Here is a 26,436-nt window from a genome sequence, read left to right as displayed (position 1 = left end):
TCACGCGAGCGCGGCGACGATGCGGGTGTGCAGGTCGAACAGGTACGGGTCCTCGGCCGAGCGCGGCCGGTCCCGCTCGATCCGGTGCTCCGCGGCGATCCGGGCCGGGCGTCCGGCCAGGACGATCACGCGGTCGGCGAGCAACGCCGCCTCGAGGGGGTTGTGGGTGACGAGCAGCCCGGTGCGCGGACGGCTCATCCACAGCTCCTGCAGCAGCAGCCGCAGCTTGCGGGCGGTGAGCTCGTCGAGGGCGCTGAACGGCTCGTCGAGCAGCACGAGATCGGGCTCGACGGCGAACGCCCTGGCCACCGCGACCCGTTGCCGCTGCCCGCCGGAGAGCACGCTCGGGTACGACCCGGCGTACGCGGTGAGCCCGACGGCCTCGAGCACGGCGTCGGCGGCGTCCGGGTCCAGCCCGGCCGCCTCCAGTGCCAGGACGACGTTCTGCCGGACCGGCAGCCAGTCCAGCAGCCGGGGCTGCTGGAACACGACACCGAGCCGGGGGTGTCCGACCTCGACGGTGCCGCGGTCGGGTGTGGTCAGACCGGCGACGACGTGCAGCAGGGTCGTCTTGCCGGTCCCGGAGGCGCCGACGAGCGCGACCAGCTCGCCGGAGGACACGGTGAGGGAGAAGTCGTCGAGGACGGTCTGCGGGGCACCGGTGCGGGAGTCGACGAAGGTCTTGCCGACCCCGTCGAGCCGGATCGCGGTCGTGGCGGGTGCGCCCGGCACCGATGGTGCGCTCGCGAGCTCGCTCACACGATCACCGCCTTCCGCCAGCGGCCGGCGCGCCGTTCGAGCCCCTGCAGGACGCCGTACTCCAGCACCGCCATGACGACGGCGAACAGCAGCGTCCAGGCGAGGACGGCGGCGACGTTCTGCTCGGCGAAGGCGTTGTTGAGCTGGTACCCCACACCCGACGACATGCCGAAGACCTCCACGAGCACGATCACCTTCCAGCCCAGGGACAGGCCGAGGCGGGCCCCGGCGAACAGCGACGGCGCCAGCGCGGGCAGCCACAGCCTGCGCAGCCGGGTGGTGCGGGAGAACCGGTAGACGTGCGCCATCTCCAGCAGGTCCGGGTCGACCGAGCGCACGCCCTGGTAGATCGTCAGCGCCAGGGCCGGCGCCGACGACAGCGCGACCGCGATCACCGGGTTGGCCAGCCCGACGCCGAACCAGATGACGCACAGCAGCGCCCACACCAGGCCGGGGATGGTCAGCCCCAGCAGCACCGCAGGTTCCCCGAACCGCTGCACGAACTCGTTGCGCCCCATGGCGATCCCGGCCGCGACGGCGACGACGAAGGCCAGCGCGAAGCCGAGCGCGACCCGCAGCACGGTGATGCCGAGCTCCTGGGCGAACGAGCCGTCGACGACGATCCCGGCGAGCTCGCCCGCGATGTCACCGACACCCGGGACCAGGACCGAGTCGACCACGACCGCCATGAGCTGCCAGCCCGCCGCCGCGAGGACGACGAACAGCACGGCCGGGCCCACGGCCCGCAGCAGACGACGACTCCGCCGCACCCGGGGTGCGGTTCCGGTCGGCCCATCGGACGCGGTGCCGGGCGGATCGGCAACGATCGATCCGGTTCCGGGCTGTTCGGTTCCGGGCCGTTCGGTTCCGGTCGGTTCGGTTCCGGTCGGTTCGGTTCCGGTCGGTTCGGTTCCGGTCGGTTCGGCGCCGGTCCGGTCGGTTCCGGTCCGTTCGGTCCCGGTGGTCATGCCGCCCCCAGCTCGGTCCACGGCTGCTGCGCGGGCACGGCCTCCACCAGTCCCACCCGCTGGGCGATCTCGACCTGGCGCTGCAGGTTCGCGAACGCCGTCGCACCCCATTCGACCGGGTAGACGTCGCGGAGCCGCTCGGGCAGCAACGCGATCGCCGCGCGCTCCTCGGCCGGGATGCCGTACGCCTCGTGCAGCTCGGCGAGGACGGCGGGCCGCTCCCGGATGACCTCGTGCACCCGGAGCCGCACGTCGGCGACGGCGCGGGCGGCGGGCGCGTTCCCGTCGACGAACTCCCGCAGCGCGCCCTGGCCGTTGAGGATCAGGGAGTTCGGGTCCTCGCCGGTGCCCTGCGCCCACAGCTCACCGACGGTGGCGATCTGCCGCGCGCCGCGGCCGACCAGCCGGGTCGCGTTCGGCTCGATGGTGACGATGGCGTCGACGTCACCGCGGTCGAACAGGGCGAGACCGGCCAGCACGGCGCCCGGGAACAGCTCGTACTCGGCGTTCAGGTCGGTGCCGGCGACGGCGGCGGCGAGCTGGGTGGACCGGAACGCGTCGCTGTTGTTCGGCGGGATCGCGATCCGCTTGCCCCGCAGGTCCGCCGGGGTGCGGTAGGGGCTGTTCTCCGGCACCAGCCAGCGGACGTGGTTGTTGAGGTTCGGCGAGAACAGCACGACGTCGGAGCCGGCCTCGGCGGCGACGACCGCGCCGAGCGGGCCGAAGCTGGCGGCGTCGAGCGCGCCGGAGAGCAGCTTGTTCTGGACGTCGCCCGGGCCGGTCCCCGCGACGTAGGAGAAGTCGAGGTCGGCGAGGAAGCCGTTCTGCTCGGCGATCGGGCGGATCACCGAGCTGGCGGTGCCGCCGCCGGAGTCCTCGACCCGGGCGCTCACCCGCCCGGTGGCCCCGCCGCCACCGCAGGCGGCGAGCAGCGGGCCGGCGGCCAGGCCGGCTGCGCCGAACAGGGCGGCGCGCAGGACGGTGCGCCGGTCGGTGGTCAGGGGGCGTGCGGGCATGCGGGGGCTCCGTGGGAGGGGTGGGGTCCGCGCGGGCGCGCGGCGAGGGCCGGCGACGCGCACCACGCGGCCGGGTGGGGGTGGGCGCTGGTGGCCCGGGTGTCAGGAGGGCAGCAGGCCCGGACAGGTCCCGCCGTTGATCAGGCAGAGGTCGATGTGGCGACGGCTGGTGAGCAGCCGGGGCCGGGCGCCCGTCACCGGAGCGCCTTCAGGGTCTCGTAGCCGGAGCGCCCGTCGGTGAGCCGCCAGGAGCGCATCCAGGCGTAGGTCTCGGTGAAGCGCCGCTCGGTGAAGGGAACGATGTGCGTGTAGCGGTAGTGGTCCCGGCGCAGGTCGGCCGGGTCGAGCCGGTCACCGGCCTCGGCGGCGACCAGCGGCGCCCAGCGGTCCCGGTCGGCGTTGATCAGGTCGACGGCCCGGTTCACCGCACCGCGGTAGGCCTCCTGCTGCTCCGCGGTCAGGTGCGGGGCCACGACCTGCGAGCCCCGGTAGGCGTAGGTGCCGAGGACGTGCGCGCCGCGCACCAGCGCGGCGGACAGGAACGGCTCCATCAGCATCGTCGCGCGGGAGTCGCCGGCGAGCAGGGCGTCGAGCCGGTCGACCGGGCGGCCGCCGTGCACCAGGGTGATCCGCTGCCGGGGCACGGTGCCCTCCAGCAGGTGCAGCGCGGTGTAGTGCGACCCGGTGTACTCGTTGATCGACACCGGCACGCCGGCGACGTCGTGCGGCTCGTTGAGGCCGGGATCGAGGCTGACCAGCGCCTGGGCGACGACGGCCGCGCGCAGGTGCCCGATCCGGCCGCCGCGGGCGTCGCGCTCCAGCCGGTCGATGCCGCCCCACTCGCAGACGTTGTAGACGTCCGCGCGGGACGCGGAGAACTGCGACTCCTTGTGCCGGACGGCCGGGTTGCGCAGGGCGTCGGCGGACCGGTCGGCCGCGTCCTCGAAGCGGACCGTCAGGCCCGCCTCGGCGAACAGGCCCTCGGAGACCGCGACGAGCTCGGGCAGGTCGAAGACGACGTGGTTCGGCGACACCACGATCTCGTCACGCTCGGCAGCCACGATCCGTCCTCCTTCCCCGATCCGGTGACGCCACCGTAAGGAGCAACGAACAGGCCCGTCAACAGCGGTTTTGCGGGATGCGGGACACACTTCCGCAGTGCGCAATGTACGGACACGTGTCCAGAAACGACCGGTTCCCCGACCGGGTCAGAACTCCCCGAACGCCATCGACACCGGCAGGCCCTCCAGCGCGTCCGCCGCGGACCGGACGAGCGCACCGAGCCCGTCGAGGGCGCTCTCGGGCAGCCGGCTGGCCGGGCCCTGGATCTCGACGGCCATCCGCACCACGTCACCGGCGGCGACGACCGGGGCCGCCACCGCGCGCAGCGCCTCGTCGTGCGGGTCGTCGAGTACCGCGTAGCCACGGAACTGGGTGGCGAGCAGGTCGGTCTCGGCCAGCCACGCCTCGGGGCTGCCGTGTCCGGACCGGGTGAGCACGGCGGCGGCCTCGTCGAGCGGGTCGGCGCCGAACGCGACGATCGCGGCGCCGATCGCGGACTCCAGCAGCGGGACCCGCTCCCCCGGCCGCCCGGTGTAGCGCAGCGGGCGGGTCGAGGGCACCGACAGCACGACGAGGACGTCGTCGCCGCGGCGCAGGCCGATGCTCGCCGTCTCGCCGGTGCGGTCGGCGAGCTCCTTGAGCACGTCGGCGGCCTCGGGCACGCCGGAGGCGCCCAGCGACTTGCGGGCCAGGCGCAACAGCAGCGGACCGGGCAGGAACCGGTCGGAGGCGGCGTCGCGGCAGAGCAGGTTGCCCGAGACGAGGGTGTGCGCGAGCCGGTGCACGGTGGACCCCGTCATCCCGGTGATCTTGGCGATCTCGGTGGTGGTGAGTCCCTCGCCGCTGTCCACCACGAGGCCGAGGACGGTCGACGCGCGGGCGACCGACTGGATCTCCGAGCCGCGCGGTGCGGCACCGGAGTCGCGTGCGCGGCCCGTCGTCGGGCGGCCCTCGGCACCGTTCTCACCCACCGGCCCACCGTAGTCGGCACCCGGGCGGCCGGGCTCCCGCCATGCGGGAGCCCGGGACGGCGCAGGCGCCGGGCACTGTCCGGACACCCGGGCCCGGATCCCGACGGCCGGACGTCCGGTTGTCGGGATCCGGACGCCCGTGTTCACCTGCGGGAGTGACCGAGCGCGAGCAGTGGTGGGGACCGGTGTCCGGTCCCGGGCACCTGCTCACCCGGCGCCGGCACGTCGACCTGCTCCGGCTCGCCGGCTGCACCTGTCGCTGACGACCCGTTCACGCACCGCGTCCACACCGACGCGTCCGGGCCTCCGCGCCGCCGTCGCCACGGCGACCGTGCCGTTCCGTCCGCGCCGCTCCGGACCGCCCCGCCGCGCGTCACCCACCGGCGGGGTCCCCACCCACCGCGTCCCGGGAGACACCCGTGTCATCGACCACCCTCGCCCGCACCGCGGGCGACCGGCGCGTCGCCGCCCACCCGGCGTCGACGACCCGCCGCCTGCCCGACCTCCGGCGGTGGATCTCACCCGTCGCGATCCTGCTGGTCTGGCAGCTCGCGTCCACCACCGGCCTGCTCGCCGAGGACGAGCTCGCCTCGCCGCTGCGGGTCGTGACCGCCGCCGTCGACGTGACGGCGAGCGGCGAGCTGCCCGAGGGACTGCTCGTCTCGCTCGGACGGGTCGCGACCGGGCTCGTCCTGGGCCTGGCCGTCGGGGTCGGGCTGGGTCTGCTGTCCGGGCTGTCGCGGTGGGGCGACCACCTGGTGGACCCGCCGGTGCAGATGCTGCGCACCCTGCCGCACCTCGGTCTGGTGCCGCTGTTCATCCTCTGGTTCGGCATCGGTGAGCTGCCGAAGGTGCTGCTCGTCGCGCTCGGGGTGCTGTTCCCGATGTACCTCAACGTGCACGCCGGTGTCCGCGGGGTGGATCCGAAGCTGCTGGAGGCCGCGTCGGTCTCCGGGTTCACGCGGGCCGAGCGGCTGCGGCACGTGGTGCTGCCCGGCGCGATGCCCTCGACGCTGACCGGGCTGCGCCTCGCGCTCGGGATCGCCTGGCTGTCGATCATCGTCGCGGAGACGACGTCGGCCGACGCCGGGCTCGGCTACATGATCATGAACGCCCGGGAGTTCCTGCGCACCGACGTGATCGTCGTCGGGCTCGCCGTCTACGCCCTGCTGGGGCTCGGCACCGACCTGCTGGTGCGGAGGCTGGAACGGACCGTGCTGGCCTGGCGCCCGGCCGGCCCGGCGGGGGGCGACCGGTGAGCGCCCGCGTCCACGGTCTCGTCCGCGAGTTCGGGGGCCGCCGGGTCCTCGACGGTCTCGACCTGACGATCGGCGACGGCGAGTTCGTCGCCCTGCTCGGCCGCTCCGGCTCGGGCAAGTCCACCCTGCTGCGGCTGCTCGCCGGGCTCGACGGCGCCGCCGATCCCGGCGTGAGCGGCACCGTCGAGGTCCCGGGGTCGGTCGCCGTGGCCTTCCAGGAGCCGCGCCTGCTGCCCTGGCGCCCGGTCCGCGACAACCTGTCGCTCGGCCTGCACCGCGACCTGCACGGCGACACCCCGGCCGATGTGGCCGACCGGGCACTCGCCGAGGTCGGGCTCACCGAGCGGGCCGACGCCTGGCCGCTGACGCTGTCCGGCGGCGAGGCCCAGCGCGCGTCGCTCGCCAGGGCGCTGGTCCGCGAGCCGGACCTCCTGCTGCTCGACGAGCCGTTCGGGGCGCTCGACGCGCTGACCCGGATCACCATGCACCGGCTCGTCCTGGACCTGTGGCACCGGCACCGGCCCGGCGTGCTGCTGGTGACCCACGACGTCGACGAGGCATTGCTGCTCGCCGACCGCGTGCTCGTGCTGTCCGACGGCCGGATCGGCCGCGAGCACCGGCCCGGCGGGCGCCCGCGTGACCCGGACCGGCTGTCCGCGTTGCGCCGCACCGTGCTCGACGAGCTCGGGGTGGTCGACGATGCGGCGTGAGCTCCGGCCCGCCGCACTCCTCGCATCGGTGCTGGCCGCAGTGCTCACGCTCGCCGGGTGCTCGGGAGTCCCGGTGACCCGGCCGCCGATCCAGCCGCCGGTGGAGGACTCCGCGCTCGGCGGCGTGACGCTCGTCGTCGGCGACCAGAAGGGCGGGTCGCAGTCACTGCTGCGCGCGGCCGGGCTGCTCGACGACCTGCCGTACCGGGTGGAGTGGCGGACCTTCACCTCCGGGCCGCCGCTGATCGAGGCGGCCCGCGCGGGGGCGATCGACCTCGGCGGCACCGGCAACACCCCGGCGATCTTCGCGACGGCTGCGAAGGCCCGGGTGCAGATCGTCTCGGCCAACCGCGGCAACGTCGCGAGCGACGCGGTGCTGGTGCGCGGCGACTCGCCGCTGCGCTCCGTCGAGGAGCTGCGCGGCAAGCGGATCGCCGTCGGGAAGGGCACCTCGGCGCACGGGCAGCTGCTCTACTCGTTGCGCGCCGCCGGCATGACCCTCGACGACGTCGACCTCACCTATCTCGCCCCCGCGGACGCCTACGGGGCGTTCCGCCAGGGCGACGTCGACGCCTGGGCCGTCTGGGACCCCTACACCGCGCAGGCCGAGCTCGACGACGGCGCCCGGGTCCTCGCCGACGGCGAGGGCACCGCGAACGGGTTCGGCTTCCAGGTCGCGTCCAACGCGGCGCTCGCCGAACCGGCGAGGAGCGCCGCCGTCGGCGACCTGCTCGCCCGGATCGCGGCCGCGCAGACCTACTCCGACACCCACCGCGAGGAGCGGGCCGCGGTGTGGAGCCAGGAGACGAAGCTCCCGATCGCGGTGACCCGGCGCGCCGCCGAGCGCGGCCCGGACCTGCCCGTCCCGCTCGACGACGGCGTCGTCGCCTCCCAGCAGCAGCTGGCCGACGCGTTCACCGAGGCCGGCGTCGTCCCGGGCCGGGCCGACTTCGCCGCGTTCGTCGACCGACGCTTCGAGGCGACCACGCTGGAGGCCGCCCGGAACGGCATCCCCGGCACCCCCACCGACACCCGAGGAGGCGCACGATGAGTGGCGCGATCGTCCCCCACTGGTTCCTGCCGACGTCCGGCGACGGCCGCACGATCGTCGCCCGGCGGCACGCCGACCGCGGCGAGGCCGGCAGCACCGCACGCGAGGCGGGCATCGACTACCTCGCCCAGATCGCCCGGGCCGCCGAGTCGCAGGGGTTCCACGGCGTGCTGACCCCGACGGGCACGTTCTGCGAGGACGCCTGGCTGACCACCGCGGCGCTGCTGCGGGAGACCCGCACGCTGCGCTACCTGGTGGCGTTCCGGCCGGGCGTCGTCTCCCCCACCCTGGCCGCCCAGCAGGCCTCGACCTACCAGCGGGTCTCCGGCGGCCGGTTGATGCTCAACATCGTCACCGGCGGCGACGCCGTCGAGCAGCAGCGGTTCGGCGACCACGCCGGCCACGACGAGCGCTACGCCCGCACCGACGAGTTCCTGTCCGTGCTGCGGGGCGCGTGGGCCCCCGAGCCGTTCGACTTCGCCGGCCGGCACTACGACGTCACCGGTGCGACCACGCTCGCCCCGCCGGACCCGGTGCCGCCGGTCTACTTCGGGGGGTCGTCGGACGCCGCGCTCCCGGTCGCGGCCCGGCACGCCGACGTCTACCTGACCTGGGGCGAGCCGCCCGCGGCCGTCGCCGAGAAGATCGGGCGGGTGCGCAAGCTCGCCGACGAGCTCGGGCGCAGCCCGCGGTTCGGGATCCGGCTGCACGTGATCACCAGGGACACCGCGGAGGAGGCGTGGGCGGAGGCCGGCCGGCTGCTCGACGCACTCGACCCGGCCGAGATCGAACGGGCACAGGCGACCCTGCGGTCGAGCCAGTCGGTCGGCCAGCAGCGGATGCTCGCCCTGCACGGCGGGTCCCGGGACGCGCTGACGGTCTCACCGAACCTGTGGGCCGGCGTCGGACTCGTCCGCGGGGGCGCCGGGACCGCGCTGGTGGGGTCGCACACCGAGGTGGCGGACCGGATCGCCGAGTACCACGAGATCGGCGTCGACGAGTTCGTGCTGTCCGGCTACCCGCACCTCGAGGAGGCGTACCGGGTGGGCGAGGGCGTGCTCCCCGAGCTCCGGCGCCGCGGGCTGCTGGCCGCGCCGCCCCGGTGACCCGCCGCGGGCCGCGACTGCGCGGTGAGCTTCCGTCGTGAGCTTTGTCGCGGAGTCGCGGTCCGGGAGGTTCGTCCCCTGTAGGTTCGATGTCCGTGCCGACCGCCCCGCCGCGGCGGCCGCTCCCCACCCCGGGGCGGCCCGTCACCGGCGGCCCGGTCCTCCCCGTACGTCCCCCGGAGCACCCGCTCGCGGCCGGCGTCCGGGCGCCGCAGCCCCGGCGCACGTCCCGTGCGCCGAGCACCGGCATCACCGGCGCACACCACCCGACACACCGCCGCGCCGTCCCCCGCGGGCGCGATCCGCCCGCGGCCGGTGCCGAGAGGAACCCCGATGCGCCTGCTGCGCGCACTGACGTTGCTGATCCCCGCCGCCGTTCTCGCCGCGGGCTGCGCCGCGCCCGGCGAGTCGGGCTCCGGAGCCGGTGACGGGGAGGACCGGACCGTCCGGATCGGCGTCTCCGACGGCGCCGAGCCCTACTGGAACGTCTTCACGGAGAAGGCGGCCGCCGAGGGCATCACCGTCGAGCTGGTCAACTTCACCGACTACAACCAGCCGAACCCGGCGCTGTCCCAGGGCCAGCTGGACCTCAACCAGTTCCAGCACCTGCAGTACCTCGCGAACTACAACGTCCAGAACGACGACGACCTGGTGCCGGTCGGCGCGACCGCGGTCTACCCGCTGCCGCTGTACTCGGCGAAGCACACCGACCTGGCACAGATCCCGCAGGGCGGCCAGATCGTCATCCCGAACGACGCCGTCAACCAGGCCCGCGCGCTCAACGTCCTGCAGTCCGCCGGGCTGCTGCGCCTCACCGACGGCGGCACGACGACGTCGACGCCCGCCGACATCGACCGGGCCGCCTCGACGGTCACCGTCACGCCGGTCGACGCCGCCCAGACCGCGGCGAACCTGCCCAGCGCCGACGGCGCGGTCGTCAACAACAACTACGCGACCTCGGCGAACCTCACCGCCGACCAGGTGCTCTACGGCGAGGACCCGGACTCGGACGCGGCGAAGCCCTACATCAACCTCTTCGTCGCCCGCGCCGACCAGGCGCAGGACCCGGACTTCGCGACGCTGGTCCGGATCTACCACGACCAGCAGGTGCTCGACGCGGCCCGCAAGGACCTCGGCGAGGACGGTGTCTTCCGGGACAACACGCCCGAGGACCTGCAGCAGACCCTGTCCGGCATCGAGCAGCAGCTGCGGGCGGGCTGATGGGCACGCCGGCACCGCCGGCGGTCATCTCCTTCTCGGGGGCGACCCGCACGTTCCCGGCCCGCCGGGGCCCCGGGGTCACCGCCGTCGACGGCGTCGATCTCGACGTCGCCGAGGGCGGGATCACCGGCGTGATCGGCTGGTCCGGGGCGGGCAAGTCGACCCTCGTCCGGATGATCAACGCGCTGGAGCTGCCGACGTCGGGCACCGTCACGGTGCGCGGCCGGGTCACCTCGGAGCTGTCCGAGCGTGGCCTGCGCGAGCTGCGCGGCGAGGTCGGGATGATCTTCCAGCAGTTCGCGCTGCTGCAGTCCCGCACCGTGGCCGGCAACGTCGGCTACCCGCTCCGGGTCGCCGGCTGGTCCCGGGAGGCCCGCCGGGAACGGGTCGCGGAGCTGCTCGAGTTCGTCGGCCTGTCCGATCTCGCCGGGCGCTACCCGGCCCGGCTCTCCGGCGGGCAGAAGCAGCGGGTCGGGATCGCGCGGGCGCTCGCGACCTCGCCGTCGATCCTGCTCGCCGACGAGGCGACCAGCGCGCTGGACCCGGAGACCACCCGTGAGGTGCTCGCGCTGCTGCGCAGGGTCAACGCCGAGCTCGGCACCACCGTCGTCGTGATCACTCACGAGATGGAGGTGGCCGCAGCGATCTGCGACCGCGTCGTCGTCATGGAGGACGGTGCGGTCATCGAGCACGGCGACGTGTACGACGTGTTCGCCGTGCCCTCGCACCCGGCGACGAAGCGGTTCGTGCACGGCGTGCTGCAGGACGTGCCGTCCGAGGACACGGTGCAGCGGCTGCGGGAACGCCACCCCGGACGGCTGGTGACGGTCGCCGTCGGCGGGACCGGTACCGGCGCCGCCGACGCCCAGGACGCCGTCGCCCGGATCCCCGCCGCGCACGGTGTGCGCAGCACGGTCGTGCACGGCGGCATCCGCGAGCTCGCCGGGCGTCCGGTGGGCAGCCTGACCCTCGAACTGACCGGTGCCGACGCGGCCGTGCAGGCCTGCGTCGACGAGCTGTCCCGGGCCGCCCGGGTGACGGAGCTGTCCGTGAACTCCCAGGAGCCGTCCGCATGAACACCGACTGGGCCGGCCTGCAGCCGGTGCTGCTGCTGTCGATCCTGCAGACCGCCTACATGGTGTTCTGGACGATGCTGATCGCGGGCGTGCTCGGCCTGCTGCTCGGCGTCGCCCTGCACACCACCCGCGCGGGCGGGCTGTTCGCGAACCGGTTCGTGTTCACCGTGCTCAACGTGCTGGTGAACCTGGTCCGGCCGATCCCCTTCATCATCTTCATCACGGCCGTCGGGCCGGTGACGCTGCTGGTCATGGGCACGACGATCGGCACCCGGTCGGTGCTGTTCCCGATGATCGCGATGGCGACGTTCGTGATCGGCCGGATCGTCGAGCAGAACCTGGTGTCGGTCGATCCCGCCGTCGTCGAGGCGGCCCGGGCGATGGGGGCGAGCCGGTCCCGGATCGTGTGGAGCGTGCTGGTGCCCGAGGCGCTGGCCCCGCTGGTGCTCGGCTACACCTTCATCTTCGTCGCGGTCGTCGACATGTCGGCGATGGCCGGGTACGTCGGCGGTGGCGGGCTCGGCGACTTCGCGATCTCCTACGGCTACCAGCAGTTCGACTGGCCGGTGACGCTGCTGACGGTGGCGATCATCGTCGTCGTCGTCCAGCTGGCGCAGCTGGCCGGGAACACGCTCGCGCGCCGGGTGTTGCACCGGTAGGACACCGTTCGAGGAGTCGGGAGGCCACCGTATGCCGCGCAAGCAGATCCATCTCGCCGCGCACTTCCCGGGCGTCAACAACACGACGGTCTGGAGCGACCCGGCGTCCGGCAGCCACATCGACTTCGACTCGTTCGCGCACTTCGCACGGACCGCGGAACGGGCGAGGTTCGACTTCCTGTTCCTCGCCGAGGGACTGCGGCTGCGCGAGCACCGCGGGGAGATCTACGACCTCGATGTCATGGGCCGGCCGGACACCTTCACCATCCTGAACGCGCTCGCGGCCGTCACGGACCGGCTGGGCCTGGCCGGGACGATCAACTCGACGTTCACGGAGCCGTACGACGTCGCCCGCCAGTTCGCGTCGCTGGACCACCTCTCCGGCGGCCGGGCCGCGTGGAACGTGGTGACGTCGTGGGACGCCTTCACCGGCGAGAACTTCCGGCGCGGCGGCTTCCTCCCGAAGGAGAAGCGGTACTCGCGGGCGAAGGAGCAGCTCGCCGCGACGGCCGCGATCTGGGACTCCCGCACCGGTCCCGAGGACCGCGGCAGGTTCGACTACACCTCCGACCAGTTCGACGTGCACGGCCGGTTCGCGCTCCCCCGCAGCCCGCAGGGCCGCCCGGTGATCCTGCAGGCCGGTGACTCGGAGGAGGGACGCGAGTTCGCCGCGGCGTCGGCGGACGCGATCTTCTCCCGGCACGCCGAGCCCGGGGCCGGGCGCGCCTTCCTCGCCGACGTGAAGGGCCGCCTGGCCCGGTACGGCCGCGGGTGGGACGACCTGAAGATCCTGCCCGCCGCGACCTACGTGCTGGGCGACACCGACGCCGAGGCCGCCGAGCGCGCCGAGGTGATCCGCTACCAGCAGGTCAGCCCGCAGACGGCGATCGTGTTCGCCGAGCAGCTGTGGAACACCGATCTGTCGGACCGCGACCCGGACGGTCCGCTGCCCGAGTTCGACCCGGTCGAGGGCGAGCTGGTCTCGCAGGGCAGGGCGAGCGTGCGGCAGTACCGGGACCCGAAGGCCGTCGCCGACCAGTGGCGGGCGCTCGCCGCCGAGAAGGGCCTCTCACTCCGCGAGACGGTCATCGAGGTGACCGGGCGGCACACCTTCGTCGGGAGCCCGGCGACGGTGGCCGGCGCGATCGACGACGCGGTGCAGACCGACGCCGCCGACGGCTACGTCCTCGTCCCGCACGTCACCCCGGGCGGGCTCGACGAGTTCGCCGACCGGGTGGTCCCGCTGCTCCAGGAGCGCGGCTCGTTCCGCACCGACTACACGGGGACGACGCTGCGCGAGCACCTCGGGCTCCCGGCCGTCGCGACGACGACCGACCCGACCGAGGCCGCCACCGCAGCGCCCGACGCCTGACGCGGTTGCGTCCGGAGCGGGCCCGGTCGCGGCGCCCGATCGCGGTCGTCCGGGGCATGGCCGGGGGCTCCCGGTTCCCGATCCGGCCCTCGGGGTCCGGCTCCCGATCCGACCCTCCGGAGCGTGGGTTCCGCGGCTGCCGAGGCTTCGGGTTCCGGGGTTACCGAGGCTCCGGGTCCCGGCGCCGTCCGAACCGCCGGGACCCGGAGTTCAGTCCCGGCGCTCGTCGCCGGTCTCGTCGGTCTCCTCGGAGCGCCGTGCGCTGTCCCGCCGAGCCCGCGCGGCGATCATCGCCATGGCGAACGGGACACCCAGGAGCAACCCGAACGACAGGATGCCGGCCAGCCACTCACCGGGCACCAGCACGAGCACGATGACGCCGATCGCGACCGCCTGGAGCACCCGGTCCGCCGAGCCGTGGCCGGCGGCGGGCTGTGTCTCGGTGGTCTCGAGCGCGGTCATCCCGGTGTCGAGGTCGGGGTCCGACCTGCGCAGCTCACCCTCGAGGCCGGCGAGCGCGCGTTCCTCGTCGCGGTCGAGCGGCCGTGCGCCGTGGCGCGGGTCGGGTTCCGGCATCCCACCGGCCGGCTGCGACGGCGGTGGGGGCGGCAGTGTGGCGGACATGGCTCCTCCCCGGGGCCGGCCAGGACCGGCGGTCCGAGATTGCGACGGACCCCACCCATCGTAGCCAAACGGACAAATCTCCGCGCGGGGGATGCGGTGGGCGGGCAGACGCACCTCGTCGCCGGTCCGCGCACCCGTTGCAGCAGGTGCGCGGACCGTTCGAGGGGTGCGTGGGGCGGCCGGCGGGTGCGTGGTGCGGCCGGCGGGTGCGTGGTGCGGCCGGCGGGTGCGTGGTGCGGCCGGCCGCGGCGGCGCGGTTCCGGACCGCGGCGGACCCGGGTCGTGCCGGGGCCGCCCCGGGCTCGTGGGGCTAGCGGCCGTCGTCGGCGGGGCGGCCGCCGGAGGTGCTGTCGACCGGCTCGTCGGCGCGCTCGCCGGAGCGGTCGGCACCGGACCCGGCGGCGTCGGCACCGGCCGACCGGTCGGCACCGGCGGACCGATCGGCACCGGCGGACCGATCGGCACCGGCGGACCCGGTACCCGGCTGTGCGCCGGCGGAGGCCTCGGCGCCCGAGGAGCCGGATGCGACCGAGGCGTCGTCCGCGCCCCCGCCCTCCGCGGCCCGGCGCCTCGACACCACGAGGCTGGCGATCGCCGCGACCGCGATGGTGCCCGTGATGACCAGCAGCGACAGCCAGATCGGCACCTCGGGCACCGGCACCGGCTGCCCGCCGTTGATGAAGGGCACGTTGTTCTCGTGCAGCGCGTGCAGGGTGAGCTTCACGCCGATGAAGGCGAGGATCACCGACAGCCCGTGTGCCAGGTAGATCAGGCGCTCCAGCAGCCCGCCGATCAGGAAGTACAGCTGGCGCAGCCCGAGCAGGGCGAAGGCGTTCGCAGTGAACACCAGGAACGGCTCCTGGGTCAGGCCGAAGATCGCCGGGATCGAGTCGAACGCGAACAGCAGGTCGGTGAGACCGATCGCGACGATGACCAGGGCCATCGGGGTCAGCAGCCGCTTGCCGTCGATCCGGGTGACGAGCTTGGCGCCGTCGTACTCGGTGGAGGTCGGGAGGACCTTGCGCACCATGCGGATCAGCCGGGAGTCGCCGGCGTCCTTCTCGTCCTCGTCGTCGGCGGACAGGGCCTCCTTGATCTGGGAGTACGCCAGCCAGAACAGGATGATCGCGAACAGGTAGAACACGGCGACGAACTGCTCGATGATCACCGCGCCGACCGCGATGAACGCGCCGCGCATGACGATCGCTATCGCGATGCCGATCAGCAGCACCTTCTGCTGGTGGATCTTCGGCACGGCGAAGCTGGTCATGATCAGCAGGAAGACGAACAGGTTGTCGACCGAGAGTGCCTTCTCGGTCAGCCAGCCGGCCATGTACTCGCCGCCGTACTGCCAGCCGGAGAAGACGCCGACGCCGACGCCGAACAGCAGGGCGATCGCGATGTAGCCGGCGGACCAGACGGCCGACTCGCGCAGTGTGGGCTCGTGCGGGTCGCGGGCGTGCCCGACGAAGTCGAACACGAGCATGCCGATGACGGCGGCGAGCGTCGCCAGCCACACCCAGAGAGGGACGTTCATGTGCAGGGGCCTCCAGCGCAGGATCGGGCGCTGAAGGTCTCCTCCGCCCGGGCGACCGTGATGCGCTCGGACCGGCGCCACCGGGTCCAGCTCGTCCTGGATCCGTGATGACGGCGACGCCGTGTTCGGGAGTACTCCCCTTCTTCCCGGCGAACGCTAGGCCATGGCGTCCGGTTCCCGACACCCGCGCCGTCCGCGACGCTCGTCACATCTGTCCGTATTGCGAACTTCAGGTGAACAGGCGGGTCGGCCGGTGTCGAGGACCGCGGGCCCGGGTCAGCCGGCGGTGCGGACGGTCGCCGGGTCGTGCGCGGGCCCCTGCACGGGACGCACGGCCGGACGTGGCACCTCGGGCAGCCGGGTGACGGCGGTCCGGCCGGCGGCCGCGACACGGGCCGGGACGACCGGGGTGACCGGACGCCGTGGGGTCACCCGCGGCAGCGGCCGGGTGCCCGACACCCGCGGCTCCGGGAACGCGGCGGCCACGTGGGCCGGCCGGACCGGCAGCTCCGGGAGCACCGGCGACCCCGCACCGGTCGCCGCGGCGAGGTGCGGGTGGGACACGTCCCGGAAGGGGGTCGGGACCGGCGACGGGCGCGTGTTCCCGGTCCGGGCCGCCACGGCGTCGTCGGCGGAGGCGGAGGCGGAGGCGGTACGACGGCCGCGCACCGCGGCCCGTGCCGCCCGGCGCACCGCGTCGCGGGTCGGGTCGAGGTACCCGGCGAGCGCGCTGCGGTCCGGCCGGCAGAGCTCGCGGCCACGGGCGAGGTCGCCCAGCGAGCGGAGCACGACGGTCCCGATCGAAGGGAAGACCCCGCTGCCCATCGCGACGACGGTGAGCGTCACGCCCGACCCGCGCAGCGGGACGGCGACCTCGTCCGGGACGACCCGGCCACGGGTCCCCGCGGCGTCGGCACCGGCGTCGGCGACGACCAGGATCCCGCCGCGGCCGCGGACGCCCATGGCGGTGACGGCCGCACGCGTGAGCCGTGCGGATGCCGCGCCGACCGCGTCGGGCGTCGTCGCACCGGTCACCTCGCCGGTGTTCACCAGCAGCTCGACCGGCAGGCCCGGCTGGGCGATCCGCCGCTCGACGGCGGCCATCCCGGCCGGGTCGGTGAGGTCCGCGGCGAGGGTCTCGACGATCGCGCCGGTCGCCCGGCCGATCCGCTCGGCGAGGTCGGCGAGGTGGGCGGCGTCGCGCTCGACGAGGACGACCGCGTACCCGCGTTCGGCCAGCTCACGGGCGTAGGCCGCCCCGAGCCCGCTGCGTACCTCGGAGACCAGTGCTGTCGGCATGTCCCTGACGGTAGGAACCGGTCGCTGTGTGGTCACTGAGAACGGCGCGCCCCGCTGAGACCCCGCTGAGTACCCGTCGGCACCGTCCCCGATCGGCGGGACGGCCCGGCCCGATGTTTCAGCGCGCATCGTTACGGCAAATGGGGTATCGAGTGCCCCGTCAATCGGGTCGCCACGACACCGACCAGCACGAGCCGAGGAGGCCGTCATGGCAGGCAAGTTCGAGGTGTACGAGGACCGCGCCGGGAAGTTCCGCTTCCGGCTGAAGGCCACCAACGGGCAGGTCGTCGCCGTCGGCGAGGCCTACGAGAGCAGGTCGGCCGCCAAGAAGGGCTGCGAGTCGGTGCAGCGCGCGGCGGACGGCGCGGAGGTCGTCGAAGCCGACTCCTGATTGACCCCCTCATGGGTGAAAAGGGGTGACGGGCAGGCCGCCCGTCATCCCCTTTCTGTCGTGCGGGCACCTCAGGCGGTCGCGCCCTGGCGCAGCACCGGGTGCCTGCCCTCCTCGAACTCCTCCACGAGCTTCGCGCAGAAGGCGTCGAGGTCGTCCGGGTTGCGGCTGGTGACCAGCCCCTCGTCGCAGACCACCTGCTCGTCGACGACGGTCGCGCCGGCGTTGCGCAGGTCGGTGCGGATGCTCGGGAACGACGTCAGCGTGCGTCCCTTCACGACGTCGGCCTCGATCAGCGTCCACGGTCCGTGACAGATCGCGCCGACCGGCTTGCCCGCCCGGAAGAACGCCTGCACGAAGGCGACCGCGGTCCCGTCGACCCGCAGGTTGTCGGGGTTCATGGTGCCGCCGGGCAGCACGAGCGCGTCGTAGTCGTCGGCCGAGACGTCGGCCACGGCCTTGTCGACCTCGAACGTGTCCGCCTTGTCGATGTCGCCGTTCATCGCCTGGATCGAGCCGGTGGACAGCGACACCAGGTCGACCCGGGCGCCCGCCTTCCTCAGCTCCTCGCGGGGCCGGGTCAGCTCCACCTGCTCGACGCCGTCCGCAGCCAGGATCGCGACCGTCCGGCCCTCGAGTTCGTTCGCCACCGTGGTTCCTCCATCGCTCGCTCGGGTGCGGTGCCTGACCGGTGCGTTCCCGCTCACGTGCCGTCCAATCACCCGGGCCGCCTTCCGGTCACCCGCACGGTCGGCTACCGTCCCATCTGAGTAGCGCAGCGATACCCAGGAGCGGAGCATGGACGCGAGGCAGGCCGCAGGCGCGCAGGTGTGCTCGGTCGCGCGCACCGCGGCCCTGCTGTCCGACCCGTGGACGGTGCTCGTGGTCCGGGACCTGGGACGCGGCGTCCACCGGTTCGACGACCTGGCCCGCGGGCTGGGCGTCGCCCGCACGGTGCTGAGCCGGCGGCTGGCGACGCTGGTCGGCGACGGGCTCGCCGAGCGGGTGGAGTACCGCGACCCCGGCTCCCGGACGCGTGCCGAGTACCGGCTGACCCGGCGCGGGCAGGACCTCGGGGTCGTGCTCGCCGCGCTCATGGACTTCGGCGACCGGCACCTCGCCGGGGAGGCCGGACCGCCGGTCGTCCGGGTGCACGACGGCTGCGGCGCCCCGGTGCGGCTGGTGAGCGTCTGCGCCGAGGGCCACCGGCTCGCCGGCGGGGACCGTGTGCTGCTCGAACCGGGCCCCGGAGCCCCCGACCACCCACCCCAGCAGGAGGACGCATGACCGCCGAGACCAGCACCCGTCGTCGCGAGCACGAGTGGTCCGACCCGCAGGCGCTCGCCGCCGCGGCCGGCGGGCTCGACGGGCTGGAGTTCCTGCGGCAGATCGTCGACGGGCGGCTCCCGGGGGCGCCGATCGCGAGCCTCGTCGGTTTCCGGGCCGTCTCGGCCGACCGCGGGACGGTCGTGTTCGCGTTCGAGCCCGCCGAGCACCAGTACAACCCGATCGGCTCGGTGCACGGCGGCGTCTACGCGACGCTGCTCGACTCGGCCTGCGGCTGCGCCGTGCACTCGACGCTGCCGGCCGGGACCGGCTACACCAGCCTCGACCTGTCCGTCCGGTTCCTGCGCCGGATCACCGCCGACACCGGCACGGTCACCTGCACCGGGCGCGTCGTGCACGCCGGCCGCCGCACCGCGCTGGCCAGGGCCGAGCTGACCGACGGCGACGGCAGGCTGCTCGGCGAGGCCACGTCGAGCTGCATGATCCTGCCCGGCGGCTGAACCGGCGGGGGCGGCCCGCGCCGCCCCCGCCCCCGCTCAGGGGAGCCGGAAGCTCGGCGCCCCGGCGGCCGGCGCGCTGACGTGGCTCTGCCGGTAGAGGTCCGACCACGGCGCCGGGGACCCGGGGAGCCCGGAGTCCTTCGCCGGGTCGTCGAGCGCGAGGTCGAGCCGCGCACCCTGCACCGTCACCTCCTGGTTCGAGACCGAGGGCAGCCAGTCGTTGGTGAGCGGGATCCCGGGCTGGACCGTCCCGATGTCGACGGCGAGCGAGTGCCCCGCGGGCAGCGTCCAGTCCATGGACTTCAGCTGCAGCCGGGTCTCGCCGGCACGCAGCACCGACACCTGCTGGTTGATCATCGTCCCGCTGCCGTCGGGGGCGACGTCGTGCAGCCGGACCATGACGTTGCCGGTGACGTTGCCGGTCCCCCGCGCCGTCACCGTCGCGGTCGGTGTGCCGGTCAGCCGGGTGGCCGCGGCCACGGGCTCGGACCGCTGGACGAACGCGGAGGTGGCCCCGTCGTCGGTGTAGGTCCCGCCGCCGAGCCGCACGGTCGCCGTGCGGTCCGCCCGCGGCCAGCTGTACTCGGCGCGCCAGGCGCCGGTGCTGTCCTCGACGGCGACGGCCGGGTACTGCACGGCCGGCTGGACGCCCTTCAGGTACTGGTCGTAGAACGAGAAGACCTCGTCGAACCAGCCCTCGCGGCCGAGCTCCAGGCGTCCGTCCGCGGTGCGCTCACCGCCCCGCTTGTGGTCCCACTGCCCCAGCCAGGCCCGCTGCGGGCCTTCGTGGTTCGCCAGGAACTCGGCCATGCCCTCGGCCTCGGTGTTCCACTCCAGGAAACCCTGGGTGAGGAACAACGGCGTCGTGGTGCCCTTCGCCCGCTCGGCCAGGTCCCGGACCGTCCAGGTCTCCGACTCCGGGTTCGGCTCCATGTACGACGCCGTGTTGAGGAGCGGGCACTCCGGGTGCGGCCCCGTGGGGGTGTCCCACGCGGCGTTGGCGAGGTAGCGGGGGTCGTCGTCCGGCATCTGCGGCTGCGTGGCGACCTCGTTGTAGACGGTGGGCACGGAGGTGATCGTCGACCGGGGCACGCCGCCGGAGCGCATGTTCCGCTGGATGTCCCAGATCGGCTCCTGCGCGATGACGGCCTTGAGCGCCGGGTGCTCCAGGTTGTTGCCGACCAGCGCGGTGACGCCGTCGAGCGACTTGCCGTACATCCCGACCGACCCGGTGGACCACGGCTGCGCGGCGGCCCAGTCGAGCGCGGCCCGGATGTCGGCCTGGTCGGCGGGACCGCCGATCGCCTCGGTGCAGCCGGTCGAGCCGCCGAAGCCCCGGGAGTCGACCATGACGAGCCCGTAGCCCCGCTCGAGCAGGCCGCCCTCGGCGATCAGGTCCTCGAAGCGGGCCGACGGGCCGGTGTGGGCGAACCCCTCCACGCTCAGCTGCCCGGAGTGTCCGAAGTAGCCGCCGGCGGACATCACGAGCGGGACCTTCGCGCCCTCGGGGAGGTCCTCGGGCAGCAGGACGTCCGCGTGCAGCTCGACGCCGTCGGCCGTCGGGAAGTAGTGCTGGGTCCAGCGCGCCCCCTCGGGGACGCGGTCGTTCTGCGCGTGCGTGACGGCGTCGGTGTCGGTGGCGACGGCGGCGGACCGCGCGACGGACGCGGACTGCGTGGTGGCGACGTCGCTGCAGCCCGCGAGCAGTGCCACGGACAGGGTCAGGACCCCCGCGGTCACGATCCTCCTCACGACGGCACCTCGGCCGTCAGGCCGGGCCGTGTCGCTGCCGGAGCGGCCGGGTGGTCTCGAGTGATCATGGGGGGTCTCGCCTCCTTCGCCGGTGGTGACGACAGGAGACGAGGTGCCGTAGCGGCACACTCAAGTGATCTGTGAGCCGGACCACTCCGGCGGCGTCACCCGCCGCCGGGCCCCGCGACCCGCACGGCGGCGTCGACGCAGCTCGCGGCACGGACGGCGCCGGGCGACTCCGCCGTCAGGCCGTAGAGCTGCGGCCCGGGCAGGTCCGGCGAGAGCGCGCGGGCGTCGTCGGTGACGGCGGCGAAGCCCTGCCGCCCGTAGGCCCACACCGCGCGGTCGCCGCCGGTCTCGCCGACGTCGGCGCCGCTCACCCGGGCGGCCAGGAACTCGACGTCGCCGCCGGGGACGGTGTAGCGCTGCGCGGCCATCCGCGCACCGTCCGGCAGCGCGCCGGCGAGGGCGTCGGCGTCGGTGTCCCGGGCGGGCGTGCACGAGGCGAGCGCGGCGGCCGGGTCGGTCGCGGCGAGGCGGGCGAAGTCCTGCGCGGCCGTCACCGCGCCGTCGATCTCCTTGCCGGCCTCGGCCTGGGCCGGACCGACGAGCATCCCGGCCCCGACGACGACGGCGGTCAGCACCGCCGCGCCGACCAGGACGACCCCCACACACCAGGCCACGGTCCGCAGGACCAGGGACCCGGATCCGCTCATGTCGTCGACGGTAGACCGGTTTCCCGTTCCGGTCCGGACGAGAACCGGATCGGTGTCCTCATCCGGATGATCGTTCACTTCGTTCCCGGACGGGGCTGTCCCGCAGTTCGATCATGATGTAAGGAACGGTTCCGCTCCGTTCTCACAGGACGGGAGCCCCGTGGTCGTGATCGTGACCCGCGGGCCGGCCGGCGAGCCGTTCCGCGCGGCCGCGCACCTCGCCGCCGCCGATCCGGCCCGCGCCGACGAGGAGGTCCTCGCACGCGTCGAGCCAGCACACGTAGTACGGCGCCGCGGGGTCGGCGGCGATCCGCGCGACCAGCCGGTCCCGGAACGCGTCCCAGGTGATCCGGCCGCTCTCGGCGAGGGCCACCGCCATCCCGAACGCGCGGCCCTCCCAGGGTTCGGCGAAGACCAGCTCGCCGTTCGCGCGGGGCGGCGCGGCCGGCCCGGACGTCTCCGTCGCGACGTTCACGGCGCCCCCACCTCGGCGACGCCCACCATCGCGTCCCGGGTGACCAGCGCCGCGAGCTCGTCCGGCATGAGGCCGCCGGTCCCGGCGGGACGGCGCGGCAGGGTCAGGTAGCGGACCTCGGCCGAGGAGTCCCACACCTCGATCCGTCGTTCCGGCGGCAGGTCGAGTCCCATCTCGCCGAGCACGGTGCGCGGCTCGCGCACCACCCGCGCCCGGTAGGCCGGGTCCTTGTACCAGCTCGGCGGCAGGCCGAGCACCGGCCACGGGTAGCACGAGCACAGCGTGCAGACGACGACGTGATGCACCTCGGCCGTCTGCTCCAGCACGACCATGTGCTCGCCCTGCGGCCCGGTGAACCCGAGCGAGGCGATCGCGGCGGTGCCGTCGCGCAGCAGCCACTCCCGGTAGTCCGGGTCGGTCCAGGCACGGGCGACGACCGTCGCCCCGTTCAGCGGGCCGACGTCCTGCTCGTAGGTCCGGACGAACCCGTCCATCACGGCCCGGTCGACCAGCCCGCGCTCGACCAGCAGCTCCTCGAGCGCCTCGGTGCGCAGCGCCGGGCCGGGGCGTGGCGCGGGGTCGTCGGGGGTCATCGCGGCTCCAGGTGGGACTCGGACAGGTCGGCATGCACGGTCGCGTCCTCCGCGCCGTCGCCCCACAACTCACGGGCGGTGAAGGCGACCGTGTAGACGTGCTGCGGGTGCTCGCCGGCGAGGACAGCATGGGTGTCGGGCAGGACGTGCGGCGGCCGGACGGCGGTGACGACACCGGCCCGCCCGCGCACGTAGCGGGGCAGCTTCGCCGCCGGGGCCGGTGCCTCTGCCAGGGGCCGCACCGGGTCGCCCGGCGCGAACCGCGGCGGCGACCCGATCTCGCGCAGCGAACCGGGCGCGGTCGGCGCGTAGTCCGGCCGGGCGGGCTCCGGGGCGGCCGGTTCGGAGACGTCCTCGCCACGCCGCGCCCGGGCCCTGGCCTCGACGGCTCCCGGTGCCAGGATCGCGGAGTCGGTGAGCATGAGCTCGGCGGCGTTCAGCCAGCGGCCGTAGTAGCCGTCGTCGAGGTAGGACGCCCGGTCGAGGCGGGAGAGCGCGTACCGGAACGCGTCGAGGTTGCGCCCGGAGATCCGTCCCATGGTCAGGACCGTCAGCGCGAACGCCCGGCCCTCCCACGGGTGCGGGAACGGCGGCTCCGGCTCGACCTCGGACGGCCGGACGACCGGTCCCCACCCGTCCGTCCCGCCGAGGTCGGCGGTGTCCACTCAGGAGCCCAGGGCCAGGACGTTGCAGACGTCGCCGCGGCCGCCGGTGGAGGTGAGCCCGCGCTGCGAGCGGATGCGTTCGGCGAGGAAGTCGGCGTCGGCACCCACACCGGAGAACCGGCCGGACCCCCACGTCCACTGCCAGGGCAGGCCGAGGAAGAACAGCCCGGGGGTGCCGGTGGTGCCGCGCTGGTGCACCGGCGCGCCGCGGCCGGTGAACACGGGCACGTCGACCCAGGAGTAGTCCTGCCGGAAACCGATGCACCAGACGACCGACGTGATCCCGGTCGAGGCCAGGTCCAGCTCGGTCGTCTCGGACTCCGGGCGCCACACCGGGGTGTAGCGCTCCTCCACCGGCGCATCGATCCCCTGGGACTCCACGAATCCGTCGATGGTGTCCTTGATGGACTCGCTGACCTCGTCGGCGTGGTCCAGGGACGACTCCAGGTCGGGCCGGAACCGCAGGGTGCCCGCAGTGTGGTCGGTGAGCACGCCGTAGAGCCGCATGCCCTCGGCGGCGAACCGGCGCAGGTCGACGTCGCGGCCGCCGTCGCGGCCGGTCACGTAGTGGTTGGCCTGCGCGCGGACGGCCTCCCGGCGCGGGTGCCGGGTGACGGGCATCCGGTAGTAGCCCATCTCGTCGAGCCAGTCGGTGACGTCACGGCCCCGGTAGAACCGCGCCACCCGGGGCGCGTGCCCGACGACGAGGTGCACCGTCCTGCCCTCCAGGTGCAGGTCCTCGGCGATCTGGGCCCCGGACTGCCCGGACCCCACGACCAGCACCTCGCCCGGTGGCAGCTGCCCACCGTTGCGGTACTCGTGCGACTGCACCTGGGTGATCGACGGCGGCAGCGGCTCGGACAGCGGCGGAGTGATCGGTGTGTGGTACCCACCGGTGGCGACGACGACCTGGTCGGCCGTGCAGGTCCCGGCCGAGGTCTCGATCCGGAAGGTGCCGCGCTCGTCACGGGTCAGCCGGGTGACGGTGACACCCTCGCACAGCGGCGGGTCGACGAAGGCCCGATAGGCCTCCAGGTAGTCGACGACCTCGCTGCGGACCATGAACCCGTGCGGGTCGTCGCCGGCGTAGGGGAAGTCCGGCAGGTCGCACTGCCAGTTCGGCGTGACCAGGCTGAACGTGTCCCACCGGTGGGACTTCCAGGACGAGGCGACGACGTCGCGCTCCAGGACGAGGTGGTCGATCCCCCGGACGTCCAGGCACCGGCTCATCGACAGCCCGGCCTGCCCGCCGCCGACGACGACCACCGGCCGGTGCTCGCCGTCCAGGTCGGACGGCGGTGTGCGTCGCCCGTCGCGCTGTGCCACCGCGGTCATCGGACCTCCTCGATTCGGCTGAGGTGATCCACGGTCGACCCGTCGTATTTCCGGATGGTGTCGATCGGACGACCGGAATGTTGCCCGATGTTACGCAACAATTCCTTCACAAATGACTGATCCGGAATTGTTCCCGTAGTCAGCACACAACGTTTCCGAAACGCGGCGCTGGTGTCGTTGTGACTCGCCGGACCCGGTGGGACGAACCATCGGGACCTCTCCCCGGCGCTCCCACGCGCACCGTACCCGTCACCCCCACGAGGAGCCGAACCATGACCAGCGCCGAGCTGTCCGACATCGAGAAGAAGAGCCTCGAGGAGATCCCGCACCCCTCGCTGCCCGAGGGTTCCAGCATCTACGGCGGCACCAAGGTCTTCCCCGACCTGCAGGCCGAGGACGGCGAGACCTACTTCACCCTGGTGCACGGCATCGCCCACGAGTCCTCGGTGAGCTTCGTGGCCGTCCTGCAGGCGACCCGCGCGCTGCGCAAGGGATTCGAGTCGGCGATGTACTTCTACGGCCCCGGCTCGCTGAACTGCCTGGCGACCCGCGGGTTCCCGACGACCGGGACGTCCGCCTTCCCCGGCGAGCACAACATCAACGACCAGCTCAAGACGTTCATCGGTGAGGGCGGCAAGGTCTACTGCTGCCGCTTCGGGCTGTCGCTGCACGGTGCCCGCGAGGAGGACCTCATCGAGGGCGTCATCCCGACGCACCCGCTCGACGTCCAGGACGCGCTCATCCACTACGCCCGCAAGGGCGCGATCATCAACTCGACCTACCAGCTCTGAGAGCCCGTGAGTGGTTATCGCGGTCAGGACCGCGGTAACCACTCACGACCCCAGGAGGTCCGCCGCATGTCCGCTCCGTCCCCCGACACCACCGACTCCCTCGTGCCGGCCCTGCAGGTCCGCGCCGAGATGGCCGTTCGCGGCGTGGCGATCGACCCCGACACCCCGCCGGCCTCCGGCTCCGGCTCCGGCTCCGTCACCGAGCTCGGCTCCGTGATCCCGCTGCGCCGCCCCGGTGGCGCCGGCCCGTCGGCCGACGGCCACGTGCTCGTCGACGGGCTGAAGACCACCGTGCCGATCGTCGCGGACTCCCCGTACCGGCTCCGCGACGGCCGTCTGGTCCGCAGCGAGCCGGGCGGCGGCGTGACCGACATGGGCGTCGCCGTCGACACGGTCGCGCGACCGGCGTTCTACGACCTCACCACCGCCGACGGCGTGCCCTACGAGAAGATCGCCCGGCTGCACGGGAACGACGTGCTCGCCTCCACCGTCGTCCAGACCTGCGTGCGCTACGGCGAGTCGGACCGCTGCCGGTTCTGCGCGATCGAGCAGTCGCTGCGCTCCGGCGCCACCACCGCCGTGAAGACGCCCGAGCAGCTCGCCGAGGTCGCCGAGGCCGCCGTCCGGCTGGACGGGGTCCGGCAGATGGTGCTGACCACGGGCACGTCGAACGGCCGCGACCGCGGCGCCCGGCACCTGGTCCGCTGCGTGCGCGCGATCCGGGCCGCGGTGCCGGGACTGCCCGTCCAGGTGCAGTGCGAGCCGCCCGCGCCCGGCGACATCGCCGTGATCACGTCGCTGAAGGAGGCCGGCGCGGACGCGATCGGCATCCACGTCGAGTCGCTCGACGACGACGTCCGCCGCCGCTGGATGCCCGGCAAGGCCACCGTGCCGCTCTCCCAGTACCGGGCCGCGTGGGACGAGGCGGTCCGGGTGTTCGGCCCGGACGCGGTGTCGACGTACCTCATCGTCGGGCTCGGCGAGGACCCGGACGAGCTCGTCGCCGGGGCCGCCGATCTGATCGCCCGCGGGGTCTACCCGTTCGTCGTCCCCTACCGCCCGATCCCGGGAACCCTCGCGTTCGGCGACGGCGTGCCCGGCCCGGATCCTGCACTGCTCGCCGACGTGACCTCCCGGGTCGCGGCCGAGCTGCGGGCGTCCGGCATGCGCGGCGCCGACCAGGCCGCCGGCTGCGCGGCGTGCGGGGCGTGCAGCGCGCTGTCGGCGGCGGGGGGCTGAGC

29 protein-coding genes are annotated in these 26,436 nt (G+C 74.0%); 14 read left to right on the top strand and 15 right to left on the bottom strand.

Going from position 1 to position 26,436, the window contains the following annotated elements; genetic code table 11:
- From PP1_RS26405 to PP1_RS26385, 5 genes are all read right to left on the bottom strand, one after another.
- On the bottom strand, positions 1-759 hold the full coding sequence (locus tag PP1_RS26405) for an ABC transporter ATP-binding protein (RefSeq protein ID WP_010225950.1): 759 nt from the start codon (positions 757-759) through the stop codon (positions 1-3).
- Positions 756-1,499 carry an ABC transporter permease gene (locus PP1_RS26400; protein WP_202796319.1) on the bottom strand — a complete coding sequence of 248 codons (744 nt, stop codon included), beginning with the start codon at positions 1,497-1,499 and terminating at the stop codon, positions 756-758. Before PP1_RS26400 ends, PP1_RS26405 begins: the two co-directional genes overlap by 4 nt.
- A 224-nt stretch (positions 1,500-1,723) precedes the next feature.
- Complete coding sequence (locus PP1_RS26395; protein ID WP_075314502.1) at positions 1,724-2,743, bottom strand: ABC transporter substrate-binding protein; 1,020 nt, start codon at positions 2,741-2,743, stop codon at positions 1,724-1,726.
- 194 nt (positions 2,744-2,937) lie between these two features.
- The gene (locus tag PP1_RS26390) at positions 2,938-3,804 is read right to left on the bottom strand and encodes an ABC transporter substrate-binding protein (RefSeq protein WP_010243106.1); all 867 of its coding nucleotides are present in this window, start codon (positions 3,802-3,804) and stop codon (positions 2,938-2,940) included.
- A gap of 147 nt (positions 3,805-3,951) precedes the next feature.
- Positions 3,952-4,776 (bottom strand): IclR family transcriptional regulator, encoded by an 825-nt coding sequence (locus PP1_RS26385; protein WP_010243108.1) that lies wholly within the window; start codon positions 4,774-4,776, stop codon positions 3,952-3,954.
- 155 nt (positions 4,777-4,931) lie between these two features.
- Here PP1_RS26385 and PP1_RS26380 point away from each other — a divergent pair, with 155 nt between their 5' ends.
- The 9 genes from PP1_RS26380 to PP1_RS26340 all read left to right on the top strand — a co-directional run bounded on the left by PP1_RS26380 (position 4,932) and on the right by PP1_RS26340 (position 13,230).
- Positions 4,932-5,039 carry a putative leader peptide gene (locus PP1_RS26380; RefSeq protein ID WP_010243110.1) on the top strand — a complete coding sequence of 36 codons (108 nt, stop codon included), beginning with the start codon at positions 4,932-4,934 and terminating at the stop codon, positions 5,037-5,039.
- A gap of 156 nt (positions 5,040-5,195) precedes the next feature.
- Complete coding sequence (locus PP1_RS26375) at positions 5,196-6,035, top strand: ABC transporter permease (RefSeq protein WP_010243112.1); 840 nt, start codon at positions 5,196-5,198, stop codon at positions 6,033-6,035.
- Positions 6,032-6,745, top strand: coding sequence for an ABC transporter ATP-binding protein (locus tag PP1_RS26370; RefSeq protein WP_010243114.1), 714 nt, complete (start codon positions 6,032-6,034; stop codon positions 6,743-6,745). Before PP1_RS26375 ends, PP1_RS26370 begins: the two co-directional genes overlap by 4 nt.
- A complete protein-coding gene (locus PP1_RS26365) occupies positions 6,735-7,796 on the top strand; it encodes an ABC transporter substrate-binding protein (RefSeq protein ID WP_010243116.1) in 1,062 nt (353 codons plus the stop codon). Before PP1_RS26370 ends, PP1_RS26365 begins: the two co-directional genes overlap by 11 nt.
- Entirely contained in the window at positions 7,793-8,902 is a 1,110-nt protein-coding gene (locus PP1_RS26360; RefSeq protein ID WP_010243118.1) for an LLM class flavin-dependent oxidoreductase, read from the top strand. Before PP1_RS26365 ends, PP1_RS26360 begins: the two co-directional genes overlap by 4 nt.
- 333 nt (positions 8,903-9,235) lie before the next feature.
- Positions 9,236-10,123, top strand: a complete 888-nt coding sequence (locus tag PP1_RS26355; protein ID WP_010243120.1) for a MetQ/NlpA family ABC transporter substrate-binding protein — start codon at positions 9,236-9,238, stop codon at positions 10,121-10,123.
- A complete protein-coding gene (locus PP1_RS26350) occupies positions 10,123-11,199 on the top strand; it encodes a methionine ABC transporter ATP-binding protein (protein ID WP_010243122.1) in 1,077 nt (358 codons plus the stop codon). Before PP1_RS26355 ends, PP1_RS26350 begins: the two co-directional genes overlap by 1 nt.
- A complete protein-coding gene (locus PP1_RS26345; protein ID WP_010243124.1) occupies positions 11,196-11,858 on the top strand; it encodes a methionine ABC transporter permease in 663 nt (220 codons plus the stop codon). Before PP1_RS26350 ends, PP1_RS26345 begins: the two co-directional genes overlap by 4 nt.
- A gap of 31 nt (positions 11,859-11,889) precedes the next feature.
- Positions 11,890-13,230 (top strand): NtaA/DmoA family FMN-dependent monooxygenase, encoded by a 1,341-nt coding sequence (locus PP1_RS26340; protein ID WP_010243126.1) that lies wholly within the window; start codon positions 11,890-11,892, stop codon positions 13,228-13,230.
- Between the two features lie 210 nt (positions 13,231-13,440).
- Here PP1_RS26340 and PP1_RS26335 read toward each other — a convergent pair whose 3' ends face one another.
- From PP1_RS26335 to PP1_RS26325, 3 genes are all read right to left on the bottom strand, one after another.
- Positions 13,441-13,854: a DUF3040 domain-containing protein gene (locus PP1_RS26335; protein ID WP_010243128.1), complete on the bottom strand. Its 414-nt coding sequence runs from the start codon at positions 13,852-13,854 to the stop codon at positions 13,441-13,443.
- Between the two features lie 310 nt (positions 13,855-14,164).
- Positions 14,165-15,391 carry a TerC family protein gene (locus tag PP1_RS26330; RefSeq protein ID WP_075314504.1) on the bottom strand — a complete coding sequence of 409 codons (1,227 nt, stop codon included), beginning with the start codon at positions 15,389-15,391 and terminating at the stop codon, positions 14,165-14,167.
- A gap of 276 nt (positions 15,392-15,667) precedes the next feature.
- On the bottom strand, positions 15,668-16,690 hold the full coding sequence (locus PP1_RS26325) for an SDR family NAD(P)-dependent oxidoreductase (protein WP_075314506.1): 1,023 nt from the start codon (positions 16,688-16,690) through the stop codon (positions 15,668-15,670).
- A gap of 208 nt (positions 16,691-16,898) precedes the next feature.
- Here PP1_RS26325 and PP1_RS26320 point away from each other — a divergent pair, with 208 nt between their 5' ends.
- The gene (locus tag PP1_RS26320; protein WP_010241459.1) at positions 16,899-17,081 is read left to right on the top strand and encodes a YegP family protein; all 183 of its coding nucleotides are present in this window, start codon (positions 16,899-16,901) and stop codon (positions 17,079-17,081) included.
- 71 nt (positions 17,082-17,152) lie between these two features.
- Here PP1_RS26320 and PP1_RS26315 read toward each other — a convergent pair whose 3' ends face one another.
- The gene (locus PP1_RS26315) at positions 17,153-17,731 is read right to left on the bottom strand and encodes a type 1 glutamine amidotransferase domain-containing protein (protein ID WP_010241456.1); all 579 of its coding nucleotides are present in this window, start codon (positions 17,729-17,731) and stop codon (positions 17,153-17,155) included.
- A 148-nt stretch (positions 17,732-17,879) separates the two neighbouring features.
- On the opposite strand from PP1_RS26315, the gene PP1_RS26310 reads away from it, so the two are divergent.
- Positions 17,880-18,368, top strand: coding sequence for a winged helix-turn-helix transcriptional regulator (locus PP1_RS26310; RefSeq protein WP_010241453.1), 489 nt, complete (start codon positions 17,880-17,882; stop codon positions 18,366-18,368).
- The gene (locus PP1_RS26305; protein ID WP_010241451.1) at positions 18,365-18,868 is read left to right on the top strand and encodes a PaaI family thioesterase; all 504 of its coding nucleotides are present in this window, start codon (positions 18,365-18,367) and stop codon (positions 18,866-18,868) included. The genes PP1_RS26310 and PP1_RS26305 overlap by 4 nt, the downstream gene beginning before the upstream one ends.
- Before the next feature lie 36 nt (positions 18,869-18,904).
- Here the strand turns inward: PP1_RS26305 and PP1_RS26300 are convergent, their stop codons facing one another.
- From PP1_RS26300 to PP1_RS26275, 6 genes are all read right to left on the bottom strand, one after another.
- Positions 18,905-20,620 (bottom strand): CocE/NonD family hydrolase, encoded by a 1,716-nt coding sequence (locus tag PP1_RS26300; protein ID WP_075314508.1) that lies wholly within the window; start codon positions 20,618-20,620, stop codon positions 18,905-18,907.
- Positions 20,621-20,784: 164 nt separating this feature from the next.
- Positions 20,785-21,336: a hypothetical protein gene (locus tag PP1_RS26295; protein ID WP_075314510.1), complete on the bottom strand. Its 552-nt coding sequence runs from the start codon at positions 21,334-21,336 to the stop codon at positions 20,785-20,787.
- 142 nt (positions 21,337-21,478) lie between these two features.
- Entirely contained in the window at positions 21,479-21,811 is a 333-nt protein-coding gene (locus PP1_RS26290; protein ID WP_010241445.1) for a nitrile hydratase accessory protein, read from the bottom strand.
- Positions 21,808-22,404 (bottom strand): nitrile hydratase subunit alpha, encoded by a 597-nt coding sequence (gene nthA / locus PP1_RS26285; protein WP_010241444.1) that lies wholly within the window; start codon positions 22,402-22,404, stop codon positions 21,808-21,810. Before nthA ends, PP1_RS26290 begins: the two co-directional genes overlap by 4 nt.
- Positions 22,401-23,069 (bottom strand): SH3-like domain-containing protein, encoded by a 669-nt coding sequence (locus PP1_RS26280; protein ID WP_010241443.1) that lies wholly within the window; start codon positions 23,067-23,069, stop codon positions 22,401-22,403. The genes nthA and PP1_RS26280 overlap by 4 nt, the downstream gene beginning before the upstream one ends.
- The gene (locus tag PP1_RS26275) at positions 23,070-24,404 is read right to left on the bottom strand and encodes an MSMEG_0569 family flavin-dependent oxidoreductase (RefSeq protein ID WP_010241442.1); all 1,335 of its coding nucleotides are present in this window, start codon (positions 24,402-24,404) and stop codon (positions 23,070-23,072) included.
- A 272-nt stretch (positions 24,405-24,676) separates the two neighbouring features.
- On the opposite strand from PP1_RS26275, the gene PP1_RS26270 reads away from it, so the two are divergent.
- Together PP1_RS26270 and PP1_RS26265 are read left to right on the top strand one after the other, a co-directional pair.
- A complete protein-coding gene (locus PP1_RS26270) occupies positions 24,677-25,195 on the top strand; it encodes an MSMEG_0572/Sll0783 family nitrogen starvation response protein (protein WP_010241441.1) in 519 nt (172 codons plus the stop codon).
- A 66-nt stretch (positions 25,196-25,261) separates the two neighbouring features.
- Complete coding sequence (locus PP1_RS26265) at positions 25,262-26,434, top strand: MSMEG_0568 family radical SAM protein (protein ID WP_249266016.1); 1,173 nt, start codon at positions 25,262-25,264, stop codon at positions 26,432-26,434.
- Positions 26,435-26,436: the final 2 nt, after the last annotated feature.

The sequence above is a fragment of the Pseudonocardia sp. P1 genome (genome assembly GCF_000178675.2).
Taxonomy (GTDB): domain Bacteria; phylum Actinomycetota; class Actinomycetes; order Mycobacteriales; family Pseudonocardiaceae; genus Pseudonocardia.
The sequence above is the reverse complement of the archived record's forward strand: the minus strand, read 5'-3'. Positions and strand labels throughout refer to the sequence as shown.

Bases quoted from the DNA above. Each gene is read 5' to 3' on its own strand.
- PP1_RS26395 (WP_075314502.1), bottom strand. From the start codon at position 2,743: ATGCCCGCACGCCCCCTGACCACCGACCGGCGCACCGTCCTGCGCGCC.
- PP1_RS26365 (WP_010243116.1), top strand. From the start codon at position 6,735: ATGCGGCGTGAGCTCCGGCCCGCCGCACTCCTCGCATCGGTGCTGGCC.
- PP1_RS26360 (WP_010243118.1), top strand. From the start codon at position 7,793: ATGAGTGGCGCGATCGTCCCCCACTGGTTCCTGCCGACGTCCGGCGAC.
- PP1_RS26355 (WP_010243120.1), top strand. From the start codon at position 9,236: ATGCGCCTGCTGCGCGCACTGACGTTGCTGATCCCCGCCGCCGTTCTC.
- PP1_RS26350 (WP_010243122.1), top strand. From the start codon at position 10,123: ATGGGCACGCCGGCACCGCCGGCGGTCATCTCCTTCTCGGGGGCGACC.
- PP1_RS26345 (WP_010243124.1), top strand. From the start codon at position 11,196: ATGAACACCGACTGGGCCGGCCTGCAGCCGGTGCTGCTGCTGTCGATC.
- PP1_RS26340 (WP_010243126.1), top strand. From the start codon at position 11,890: ATGCCGCGCAAGCAGATCCATCTCGCCGCGCACTTCCCGGGCGTCAAC.
- PP1_RS26335 (WP_010243128.1), bottom strand. From the start codon at position 13,854: ATGTCCGCCACACTGCCGCCCCCACCGCCGTCGCAGCCGGCCGGTGGG.
- PP1_RS26330 (WP_075314504.1), bottom strand. From the start codon at position 15,391: ATGAACGTCCCTCTCTGGGTGTGGCTGGCGACGCTCGCCGCCGTCATC.
- PP1_RS26325 (WP_075314506.1), bottom strand. From the start codon at position 16,690: ATGCCGACAGCACTGGTCTCCGAGGTACGCAGCGGGCTCGGGGCGGCC.
- PP1_RS26320 (WP_010241459.1), top strand. From the start codon at position 16,899: ATGGCAGGCAAGTTCGAGGTGTACGAGGACCGCGCCGGGAAGTTCCGC.
- PP1_RS26310 (WP_010241453.1), top strand. From the start codon at position 17,880: ATGGACGCGAGGCAGGCCGCAGGCGCGCAGGTGTGCTCGGTCGCGCGC.
- PP1_RS26305 (WP_010241451.1), top strand. From the start codon at position 18,365: ATGACCGCCGAGACCAGCACCCGTCGTCGCGAGCACGAGTGGTCCGAC.
- PP1_RS26295 (WP_075314510.1), bottom strand. From the start codon at position 21,336: ATGAGCGGATCCGGGTCCCTGGTCCTGCGGACCGTGGCCTGGTGTGTG.
- nthA (WP_010241444.1), bottom strand. From the start codon at position 22,404: ATGACCCCCGACGACCCCGCGCCACGCCCCGGCCCGGCGCTGCGCACC.
- PP1_RS26275 (WP_010241442.1), bottom strand. From the start codon at position 24,404: ATGACCGCGGTGGCACAGCGCGACGGGCGACGCACACCGCCGTCCGAC.
- PP1_RS26270 (WP_010241441.1), top strand. From the start codon at position 24,677: ATGACCAGCGCCGAGCTGTCCGACATCGAGAAGAAGAGCCTCGAGGAG.
- PP1_RS26265 (WP_249266016.1), top strand. From the start codon at position 25,262: ATGTCCGCTCCGTCCCCCGACACCACCGACTCCCTCGTGCCGGCCCTG.